Here is a 10,168-nt window from a genome sequence, read left to right as displayed (position 1 = left end):
GACCACGAACGGATCATCTCAGGCGATGCCAATCCGATACGGATGGCGTCGAACTCTTCGACTTGACCCTGGTTTTTCAGCAAATTCAGTAGGTCTTTCAAGGCCTTTCCTCCTGGCGGAGCAGAGGGCAGTCATACCGACCCACCCTCGATTCGCGTCACGTGTTATTCGGTTTCCAGATCGATATCGATACCGAGCGAACGGATTTCTTTGATCAACACGTTGAAGGACTCGGGCATGCCCGGCTCCATACGGTGATCGCCGTCCACGATGTTCTTGTACATCTTGGTCCGACCGTTCACGTCGTCCGACTTCACTGTGAGCATTTCTTGCAGAGTGTACGCCGCGCCATATGCTTCCAGCGCCCAGACTTCCATCTCCCCGAAACGCTGACCACCGAACTGAGCCTTACCACCCAGCGGCTGCTGAGTAACCAGGCTGTACGAACCAGTGGAACGCGCGTGCATCTTGTCGTCCACCAAGTGGTTCAGCTTCAGCATGTACATGTAGCCAACGGTGACCGGACGCTCAAACTTGTTACCGGTACGGCCGTCGAATAGCTGCATCTGGCCACTGTCCGGCATGTCCGCCAAGCGGAGCATTGCCTTGATTTCGGATTCCTTCGCGCCGTCGAATACCGGCGTAGCCATTGGAACGCCGCCACGCAGGTTCTTGGCCAGATCCAGAATTTCCTGATCAGACAGGTCATCAAGACTTTCCTGACGGCCGCCAATCTCGTTGTAGATCTCGTTCAGGAACTTGCGCAGCTCAACGACTTTACGCTGCTCTTCGAGCATGCGGTTGATCTTCTCGCCCAACCCTTTGGCCGCGAGGCCCAGGTGAGTCTCGAGGATCTGACCAACGTTCATACGCGAAGGTACACCCAGCGGGTTGAGGACGATATCCACCGGCGTGCCGTTGGCATCGTGCGGCATGTCTTCAACCGGCATGATCACGGAAACCACACCTTTGTTACCGTGACGACCGGCCATCTTGTCGCCCGGCTGGATGCGGCGGCGGATGGCAAGGTACACCTTGACGATCTTCAACACGCCTGGAGCAAGGTCATCGCCCTGCTGCAGCTTGCGCTTCTTGTCTTCGAACTTGTCGTCAAGCAGACGGCGACGGTCAACGATGTAAGCCTGAGCTTTCTCGAGCTGCTCATTAAGCGCATCTTCGACCATGCGCAGCTTGAACCACTGACCGTGTTCCAGACCGTCCAGAACCTCGTTGGTGATTTCCTGACCTTTTTTCAGGCCGGCACCACCTTCAGCGGTACGACCTACCAGCGCAGAACGCAGACGCTCGAAGGTTGCGCCTTCAACAATGCGGAACTCTTCGTTCAAGTCCTTGCGGATCTCGTCGAGCTGACTTTTCTCGATGGACAGAGCACGCGCATCGCGCTCAACGCCGTCACGAGTGAAGACCTGGACATCAATGACAGTGCCTTTGGTACCGGTAGGTACGCGCAGGGATGTGTCTTTAACGTCGCTCGCTTTTTCACCGAAGATTGCGCGCAGCAGCTTCTCTTCCGGAGTGAGTTGGGTCTCGCCTTTCGGAGTGACCTTACCTACCAGAATGTCGCCAGCGCCTACTTCCGCGCCAACATAAACAATGCCGGCTTCGTCCAGCTTGTTCAGTGCTGCCTCACCCACGTTCGGGATGTCAGCAGTGATCTCTTCAGGCCCGAGCTTGGTATCACGCGCCACACAGGTCAGTTCCTGAATGTGGATCGTGGTGAACCGGTCTTCCTGAACAACACGCTCGGACAGGCAGATGGAGTCTTCGAAGTTGAAGCCGTTCCACGCCATGAACGCGATGCGCATATTCTGACCCAGCGCCAGCTCACCCATATCGGTGGACGGGCCGTCAGCCATAATGTCGCTACGCTGAACGCGATCACCTTTGCTCACCAGCGGACGCTGGTTGATGCAGGTGTTCTGGTTCGAACGCGTGTATTTGGTCAGGTTGTAGATGTCGACACCGGCTTCGCCTGTCTCGACTTCGTCATCTGCAACACGAACCACGATACGGCTGGCATCTACCGAGTCAATCACGCCGCCACGACGGGCCACGACGCAAACGCCGGAGTCGCGAGCAACGTTGCGCTCCATGCCGGTACCGACCAGCGGCTTGTCAGCGCGCAGGGTTGGTACAGCCTGACGCTGCATGTTCGAACCCATCAACGCACGGTTGGCGTCGTCGTGCTCAAGGAACGGGATCAGCGATGCTGCAACCGAAACAACCTGCTTCGGCGAAACATCCATCAGGGTGACGTCTTCCGGCGCCTTGACGGTGAACTCGTTCAAGTGACGAACAGCAACCAGCTCGTCGATCAGGATCTTCTTGTCGTTCATTGCCGCAGAAGCCTGGGCAATAACGTGATCCGCTTCCTCAATAGCTGAGAGGAAAACGATTTCGTCAGTTACCAGAGCGTCCTTAACAACACGGTACGGGCTCTCGAGGAAGCCGTACTGGTTGGTGCGCGCATACGCGGCCAAGGAGTTGATCAGACCAATGTTCGGACCTTCCGGCGTTTCAATCGGGCATACACGACCGTAGTGAGTCGGGTGTACGTCACGAACTTCAAAGCCGGCACGCTCACGCGTCAGACCACCAGGGCCGAGTGCAGAGACGCGACGCTTGTGAGTGATCTCGGACAGTGGATTGTTCTGGTCCATGAACTGAGAAAGCTGGCTGGAACCGAAGAACTCTTTCACCGCCGCCGCTACAGGCTTGGCGTTGATCAGATCCTGCGGCATCAGGCCTTCGCTTTCTGCCATAGACAGACGCTCTTTGACCGCTCGCTCAACCCGCACCAGACCTACACGGAACTGGTTCTCGGCCATCTCGCCTACGCAACGAACGCGACGGTTACCAAGGTGGTCGATGTCATCGACGATGCCTTTACCGTTACGGATGTCGACCAGAGTCTTCAGCACGGCGACGATGTCGTCTTTGTGCAGGACGCCTGAACCCTCGATTTCGGTACGACCGATACGACGGTTGAACTTCATCCGACCTACAGCCGACAGATCGTAACGCTCCGGGCTGAAGAAGAGGTTGTTGAACAGCGTTTCGGCGGCATCCTTGGTAGGTGGCTCACCAGGACGCATCATCCGATAGATTTCGACCAGGGCTTCCAGCTGATTGCCTGTCGAGTCGATCTTCAGCGTGTCTGAGATGAACGGACCACAGTCGATGTCGTTCGTGTACAGCGTTTCGATACGGACAACCTGAGCCTTGGCAATTTTTGCCAGGATCTCAGTGTTCAGCTCGGTATTGCACTCGGCAATGATCTCGCCCGTCGCCGGGTGCACGATCGCTTTGGCGCTAGTGCGGCCGATGACGTAGTCGAGTGGAACTTCAAGTGTCTTGATGTTCGCTTTTTCGAGCTGGTTGATGTGGCGAGCCGTGATGCGGCGCCCTTGCTCAACAATCACCTTGCCCTTGTCGTCCAGAATATCCAGAACGGCAATTTCGCCACGCAGGCGCTGAGGCACCAACTCCAGATTCAGGTTCTCGCCCTGAACGTGGAATACGTTGGTGGTGTAGAAGGCATCCAGCACTTCTTCAGTGGTGTAACCCAGCGCACGGAGCAGAACCGATGCAGGGAGTTTGCGGCGACGGTCGATACGTACGAAGACACAGTCTTTCGGATCGAATTCGAAGTCGAGCCACGAACCACGGTAAGGAATGATGCGAGCCGAGTACAACAGTTTGCCGGAACTGTGCGTCTTGCCGCGGTCGTGGTCAAAGAACACGCCCGGGGAACGGTGCAGCTGGGAAACGATCACTCGTTCGGTACCGTTGATAACGAAGGTACCGTTTTCAGTCATCAGGGGGATTTCACCCATGTAGACTTCTTGCTCTTTGATGTCCTTGATCGCTTTATTCGACGATTCTTTGTCGAAAATGATCAGACGTACTTTCACCCGCAAAGGTACGGCGTATGTCACACCGCGGAGCACGCATTCCTTGACATCAAAAGCCGGTTCGCCCAGACGATAACCCACATACTCCAAAGCAGCATTGCCGGAGTAGCTGATGATCGGGAAAACAGATTTGAAGGCCGCATGCAGGCCCACGTCGCGGAACTGATCTTTAGTCGCTCCCGCTTGCAAGAATTCACGATACGAATCCAGCTGGATGGCCAGGAGGTAAGGCACATCCATGACGTCCGGCAACTTGCTAAAGTCCTTGCGGATACGTTTTTTCTCAGTATATGAGTAAGCCATCAGCGTTCCCCAGCTTGGTCACCTGCTTGTTTGGCTCCTCCCGACGGGAGCAGCCAGAAAAATCTTGCGAACCCCATGGTTCGCGCCACCGTTCGAGGTGGGTAGATCACGTAATCAGCGCTAACCGAATCAGCTGCCAACAACGGAAAAAGGCCGGTGGCAGAAGCCACCAGCCATCAGCCTTTCGCTTAACGCTTGGGCTGGAAACGCAAAGTCGATGCTTACTTCAGCTCGACTTTAGCGCCTGCTTCTTCCAGAGTAGCCTTGGCTTTGTCAGCAGCGTCTTTAGCTACTGCTTCCAGAACCATTGCTGGAGCGCCGTCAACGACTGCCTTGGCTTCTTTCAAGCCCAGACCGGTCAGTTCACGTACTGCTTTAATAACGTTAACTTTCTTCTCGCCAGCTTCCAGCAGCATGACGTTGAATTCGGTTTGCTCTTCAACAACGGCAGCAGCAGCAGCTGGGCCAGCGGAAGCAGCGGCAGCGCTAACACCGAACTTTTCTTCGAATGCCTTGATCAGCTCTACAACCTGCAGAACGGACATTTCAGCTACGGCGTTGAGGATATCGTCTTGAGAGATAGACATGACTCTAATTCCTGAATTGGGGGACGGCCTACGCGACCATCGAAATAAACAAAAATACGCGAGAGGAAGTGCCAGCCCTTAGGCTGCAGCGGCTTCTTTCTGCTCGCGGATGGCCGCCAGAGTACGAGCGAGCTTGCTGGTAGCGCCTTGAATCACGCTCATCAGCTGCGAAATCGCTTCGTTGCGGGTCGGCAGTGTTGCCAGTACGTCGATCTGATTAGCTGCGAGGAACTTGCCCTCGAACGCAGCTGCCTTGATCTCGAACTTATCCTGACCTTTAGCGAACTCTTTGAACAAACGGGCAGCAGCGCCAGGATGTTCGTTGGAGAAGGCGATCAAGGTCGGGCCAGTGAACACGTCGTTGAGGACACTGTATTCAGTGTCAGCAACGGCGCGCTTGAGCAGGGTGTTACGTACGACACGCACGTACACGCCAGCTTCACGAGCCTCTTTACGGAGTCCGGTCATCGCGCCTACTGTCACACCGCGGGCATCAGCCACAACAGCAGACAGAGCGACTTTGGCAGCCTCGTTGACTTCAGCGACGATGGCCTTCTTGTCTTCGAGTTTAATTGCCACGGGTTTAACTCCTGCTTGTTACCGTTTCATCTGACCTGAGCCGGATGTCGTTTTGGTGTCTGATTCGGTAAGGAACCGGGAGCACCATCTGCGTAGGCTTGAGGTTTAAGGCTTTCGCCGCCTACGGTCTTGGATAGCCCCCGCCAGGCAGGGACCCCAATTTTTGCAATGACGCGGTTACCCGCGCTATGCCAGCCTTACGCGTCCAACGAACCTTGGTCGATGACCAAGCCTGGGCCCATAGTGGTGCTCAGTGTTACGCGCTTGACGTAGATACCTTTCGAGGAAGCAGGCTTGATACGCTTCAGATCAGCGATCAGCGCTTCGACGTTCTCACGCAGCTTGTCTGCTTCGAAGCCGACCTTGCCAACGGAAGTGTGGATAATACCGTTTTTGTCGGTGCGATAACGAACCTGACCAGCCTTGGCGTTTTTAACGGCAGTGGCTACGTCTGGAGTAACGGTACCGACCTTCGGGTTAGGCATCAGACCGCGTGGGCCGAGGATCTGACCCAACTGACCAACAACCCGCATTGCGTCCGGGGAGGCAATAACGACGTCATAGTTCAGATCGCCACCCTTCATTTCAGCAGCCAGATCGTCCATACCAACACGATCAGCGCCGGCAGCTAGAGCAGCTTCAGCAGCTGGACCCTGAGTAAACACGGCTACACGAACAGTCTTGCCAGTGCCGTGCGGCAGTACGGTAGCGCTACGTACGACCTGGTCAGATTTACGAGGATCAACACCGAGGTTCACAGCAACGTCTACAGACTCGCTGAACTTCACTGTCGACAACTCAGCCAGCAGAGCAGCGGCTTCGTTGAAGTTGTACGATTTGCCAGCTTCAACTTTGGAAGCGATAGCCTTTTGGCGCTTAGTCAGCTTAGCCATTACACACCCTCCACGTTAAGGCCCATGCTACGAGCGGAACCGGCGATGGTGCGCACGGCGGCGTCCATATCAGCAGCGGTCAAGTCGGCATTTTTTGCCTTGGCGATTTCTTCCAGCTGAGCACGGGTTACGGTGCCAACTTTTACGGTGTTCGGACGAGCCGAGCCGCTGGTCAGGCCAGCTGCTTTTTTCAGCAGTACCGAAGCCGGGGTGCTTTTGGTTTCAAAGGTGAAGCTGCGGTCACTGTAAACAGTGATGATCACAGGAGTCGGCAAGCCTGGCTCAATACCCTGAGTACGGGCGTTGAACGCTTTGCAGAATTCCATGATGTTCACGCCGTGCTGACCCAGTGCAGGACCAACAGGCGGGCTTGGGTTAGCCTGAGCGGCTTTCACTTGAAGCTTGATGTAAGCGGTAATCTTCTTGGCCATGAGGCACTCCAATTACGGGTTCTAGCGCCTCGAAAGGCTCCCCGGTTACTTGCGCGTTTATCCCGGTGACGAAAAAACCCCACAGCCCAGGGCTGCGGGGTATGGGATTCTGAGCTCAGTTACGCCTTTTCGACCTGACTGAACTCCAGCTCCACCGGAGTGGAGCGTCCGAAAATGAGCACCGCCACTTGGATCCGGCTCTTCTCGTAATTGACTTCTTCGACAGTACCGTTGAAATCAGCAAACGGACCGTCTGTAACACGGACGACTTCGCCCGGCTCGAACAGAGTCTTTGGCTTCGGCTTATCGCTGCCATCAGCAACGCGACGCAAAATGGCCTCAGCTTCTTTATCGGTGATAGGGGCCGGCTTGTCTGCCGTGCCACCGATGAAGCCCATGACCCGAGGAGTGTCCTTGACCAAGTGCCAAGTACCCTCGTTCATGTCCATCTGGACAAGCACATAGCCAGGGAAGAATTTGCGTTCGCTTTTGCGTTTCTGGCCGTTACGCATTTCCACTACTTCTTCAGTAGGGACCAGAATTTCGCCGAAGCCATCTTCCATGCCTGCAAGCTTTACACGCTCAACCAGTGAGCGCATGACATGCTTCTCGTAACCCGAGTAGGCATGCACTACGTACCAACGCTTAGCCACGGGACACCCTTAGCCGACAATCAAGGAAACAAGCCAGCCGAGCAGGGAGTCTAAACCCCACAACAGCAGCGCCATGACGAGAACCACTGCAACCACGATCAAAGTAGTCTGAGTAGTCTCTTGACGCGTAGGCCACACGACTTTACGAATCTCAGCGCGAGCTTCCTTGGCCAAAACAAAGAAAGCCTTGCCCCTCCCCGTCTGGAGAGCCACGTAGGCTGCAACAGCGGCGATTACAAGCAGGGCAAGAACGCGATACAGGATTGGTTGCGCGGAGTAGTATTGATTTCCAACGACACCCACGACTACCAGAAGCACTACTACAAGCCACTTCACGAGATCAAAACGGGAGTCTTGGGCTTCAGCCTTTGGATTCATCTACTAAAATCCTGTGAAAAGAAAGCCAGATACTTTAGAGAATCTGGCAGGTCAGGAGGGAATCGAACCCCCAACCTACGGTTTTGGAGACCGTCGCTCTGCCAATTGAGCTACTGACCTAAAAGCAAAATCAGGCCGAACATTATGCGGACCTGACAGGAAGATTTCAACAGCAAGTCGATAAACACGCATCGCGAAAGTCGACTCACTGCAGCACTACCTCACCAAGCACTTGAAAAGCTTGGCATTCGTAGCACTTAAAACAAAGGCAGATACCTAAATATCTGCCTTAGTAATGGAGCTCTTGAGCGGATTTGAACCGCTGACCTCACCCTTACCAAGGGTGTGCTCTACCAACTGAGCTACAAGAGCAAAACACATTGCACAACCAGAAAACTTGGAGCGGGTAGCGGGAATCGAACCCGCATCATCAGCTTGGAAGGCTGAGGTTCTACCACTAAACTATACCCGCTGAGCTTTACTGCTTACGCTCAAAATTTGGTGGAGGGGGAAGGATTCGAACCTTCGAAGTCGTAGACGTCAGATTTACAGTCTGATCCCTTTGGCCGCTCGGGAACCCCTCCTAAGCGAGGCAGCATTCTATATCATGCCACCCTTCTGTCAATCTTTTTCTCAATAAAAACTTGAGGTTACAAGCATTGACTCTCGCTACACGAGCACATATCAATTGATCTGCACTGCGAAGCGGGCGCCATTCTATTCAAACTATTCTGTGGTTGCAATGCTTTCACACGACATTATTTCGTTTTTTAGCATGGGGAAATCCTTGCGGAGCTCAGCGATCAATGACTCGCTGACCAAACGCCGGCTGGTAGGCGCGATTTTCACCCAATACACCCCGCCTTGGGGGTCAGGCCGCTTTTCAAGCCCACTACCGATATCCAAAGCAACAAGGCGCTGCTCGATAAGTGCTGCCTCAGCCTGCTTGGCGATGCCACCCAGGTAGAGACATTTCTCTCGTTCTGCAGCGTGGCGCGAATTACCACCACCCAACCCCGACTCGCTAAGCAACCGAATGTCCTGGCCATATGCTCGATGGGTTAGCAGCGGCTCGACCTCTTTGGGTCGTAGCGGTGCATCCTGCTGATGCCAGACAAAATAAAGACCGTTCAACATGAGTAACAACAAAAATCCCCAGGGCATACCCACCTCATAAACCATACGCATTCGGATGCATGCATACCTACTGTCCCCTATTTCCCCTGGAGCCTCAGACTCACCTCCCCTCCGCTGAAATGCTCCTCACGCCCACCTACCTCCAGACGCAACGACCCATCATTACCAACTCCTAGCACAACGCCCTGAGTGATTTTCGGACCCACGGTAAGATCCACCGCGAGCCCTTGCCATAAGTGCTTGTCCTCCCAATCTCTGCGGTAGGCCCCAAAGCCTTTTTCTTGATGACCAGCAAGATAGCCGCTGAGATTTCGACTGAGCGCGCAAGCAACCTTGTTCCGGTCATGCAAACGCCCCAGCTCAAGGGCGAACGAAGTCCACGCCTGATCGACGTTGCTGGATTCACGCATATTGATATTGATCCCAATACCAATCACTACGTGGCAGACATTGGCAGGGTCGCCGGTTACCTCGAGCAGCACTCCAGCGAGCTTCTTGCGACCAACCAGAATGTCGTTAGGCCATTTCAGCCCCGCGCTGTGGATACCAAGCTCTCTTATGGTATCGACCACCGCAAGCCCTACCAGAAGGCTGAGACCGTCGAGCCGACGCGTTCCGCCATCCATACGCAGGGCAAGGCTGTAATAGAGATTTTCAGCGTAAGGACTTATCCACTGACGCCCACGCCTGCCCCGGCCTGCCGTCTGCTGCTCCGCAAGAACCAAGCAAGGAAGTTCAGCGCCTGAATTCGCCACTCGCATCGCTTCAGCATTTGTCGAGTCGATAGTTTCGTGAATCCTGCAGGTCCAACCCAACCCAACATGCTCAAAGCGTAGCGCCTCATCGTCCAATAACGACATCGGCGAAGCCAAACGGTAACCCCGACCACGAACCTTGTGAATCTCTATGCCGCGCTCAGCCTGGGCCTGCTGCAGCTTCTTCCAGACGGCACTCCGACTTACGCCCAGAGCAAGCCCCAGATCTTCCCCGGAGTGAAAAGCTCCGTCTTTTAGCAGCTTTAGCAACGTATGCATGAGTGTAAGCGCCTGGCAGTAAGACGCGCATGATAGCCATCCAGCAGACCTACGCAAGCGTACGCTTCACGGCCCAGCCCGTATCCAACCTGCGCATATGCGTTGGTCATCCAGGTTGAGATGAATTCCCTCTTTTTCCGCGCGCAAAAACAAAACCCCATCTGCTTTCGCAGATGGGGTTTTGGAATTTAATCTTGACGATGACCTACTCTCACATGGGGAAACCCCACACTACCAT

General features: G+C 54.7%; 10 protein-coding genes and 4 tRNA genes. All 14 read right to left on the bottom strand.

Annotation, left to right across the window (positions count from 1 at the left end; genetic code table 11):
* Positions 1–101 (bottom strand): hypothetical protein (locus ACQKEN_RS25125; protein ID WP_404688906.1); only part of this gene is annotated, 101 nt, incomplete at its 3' end.
* 63 nt (positions 102–164) lie between these two features.
* Positions 165–4,238, bottom strand: coding sequence for a DNA-directed RNA polymerase subunit beta (rpoB, locus tag ACQKEN_RS25120; RefSeq protein WP_133775995.1), 4,074 nt, complete (start codon positions 4,236–4,238; stop codon positions 165–167).
* Positions 4,239–4,459: 221 nt separating this feature from the next.
* On the bottom strand, positions 4,460–4,825 hold the full coding sequence (gene rplL, locus ACQKEN_RS25115) for a 50S ribosomal protein L7/L12 (protein ID WP_019409897.1): 366 nt from the start codon (positions 4,823–4,825) through the stop codon (positions 4,460–4,462).
* Between the two features lie 78 nt (positions 4,826–4,903).
* Positions 4,904–5,404, bottom strand: coding sequence for a 50S ribosomal protein L10 (rplJ, locus tag ACQKEN_RS25110; protein ID WP_133775993.1), 501 nt, complete (start codon positions 5,402–5,404; stop codon positions 4,904–4,906).
* A gap of 197 nt (positions 5,405–5,601) precedes the next feature.
* Entirely contained in the window at positions 5,602–6,297 is a 696-nt protein-coding gene (rplA, locus tag ACQKEN_RS25105; RefSeq protein ID WP_065988464.1) for a 50S ribosomal protein L1, read from the bottom strand.
* Entirely contained in the window at positions 6,297–6,728 is a 432-nt protein-coding gene (rplK, locus tag ACQKEN_RS25100) for a 50S ribosomal protein L11 (protein ID WP_037017696.1), read from the bottom strand. The genes rplA and rplK overlap by 1 nt, the downstream gene beginning before the upstream one ends.
* A gap of 119 nt (positions 6,729–6,847) precedes the next feature.
* Positions 6,848–7,381, bottom strand: coding sequence for a transcription termination/antitermination protein NusG (gene nusG / locus ACQKEN_RS25095; RefSeq protein WP_003317113.1), 534 nt, complete (start codon positions 7,379–7,381; stop codon positions 6,848–6,850).
* 9 nt (positions 7,382–7,390) lie between these two features.
* The gene (gene secE / locus ACQKEN_RS25090; RefSeq protein WP_122536821.1) at positions 7,391–7,759 is read right to left on the bottom strand and encodes a preprotein translocase subunit SecE; all 369 of its coding nucleotides are present in this window, start codon (positions 7,757–7,759) and stop codon (positions 7,391–7,393) included.
* 44 nt (positions 7,760–7,803) lie between these two features.
* Positions 7,804–7,879: transfer RNA gene (locus ACQKEN_RS25085), tRNA-Trp, on the bottom strand.
* A 176-nt stretch (positions 7,880–8,055) separates the two neighbouring features.
* Positions 8,056–8,131 (bottom strand) — tRNA-Thr (locus tag ACQKEN_RS25080).
* Positions 8,132–8,157: 26 nt separating this feature from the next.
* Positions 8,158–8,231: transfer RNA gene (locus tag ACQKEN_RS25075), tRNA-Gly, on the bottom strand.
* Positions 8,232–8,258: 27 nt separating this feature from the next.
* Positions 8,259–8,343, bottom strand: a tRNA-Tyr gene (locus ACQKEN_RS25070).
* Between the two features lie 142 nt (positions 8,344–8,485).
* Positions 8,486–8,923: a hypothetical protein gene (locus tag ACQKEN_RS25065; protein ID WP_427689467.1), complete on the bottom strand. Its 438-nt coding sequence runs from the start codon at positions 8,921–8,923 to the stop codon at positions 8,486–8,488.
* Between the two features lie 50 nt (positions 8,924–8,973).
* Positions 8,974–9,930, bottom strand: coding sequence for a bifunctional biotin--[acetyl-CoA-carboxylase] ligase/biotin operon repressor BirA (birA, locus tag ACQKEN_RS25060; protein WP_427689466.1), 957 nt, complete (start codon positions 9,928–9,930; stop codon positions 8,974–8,976).
* Positions 9,931–10,168: the final 238 nt, after the last annotated feature.

The sequence above is a fragment of the Pseudomonas sp. NPDC078416 genome, assembly GCF_050268485.1.
In the GTDB taxonomy this organism is placed as follows: domain Bacteria; phylum Pseudomonadota; class Gammaproteobacteria; order Pseudomonadales; family Pseudomonadaceae; genus Aquipseudomonas.
This window is presented reverse-complemented; position numbering and strand designations above follow the sequence as displayed.

Coding starts and splice junctions, on each gene's coding strand:
- secE (WP_122536821.1), bottom strand. CDS start 7,759: ATGAATCCAAAGGCTGAAGCCCAAGACTCCCGTTTTGATCTCGTGAAG.
- ACQKEN_RS25065 (WP_427689467.1), bottom strand. CDS start 8,923: ATGCCCTGGGGATTTTTGTTGTTACTCATGTTGAACGGTCTTTATTTT.
- rplA (WP_065988464.1), bottom strand. CDS start 6,297: ATGGCTAAGCTGACTAAGCGCCAAAAGGCTATCGCTTCCAAAGTTGAA.
- rpoB (WP_133775995.1), bottom strand. CDS start 4,238: ATGGCTTACTCATATACTGAGAAAAAACGTATCCGCAAGGACTTTAGC.
- rplL (WP_019409897.1), bottom strand. CDS start 4,825: ATGTCTATCTCTCAAGACGATATCCTCAACGCCGTAGCTGAAATGTCC.
- rplK (WP_037017696.1), bottom strand. CDS start 6,728: ATGGCCAAGAAGATTACCGCTTACATCAAGCTTCAAGTGAAAGCCGCT.
- birA (WP_427689466.1), bottom strand. CDS start 9,930: ATGCATACGTTGCTAAAGCTGCTAAAAGACGGAGCTTTTCACTCCGGG.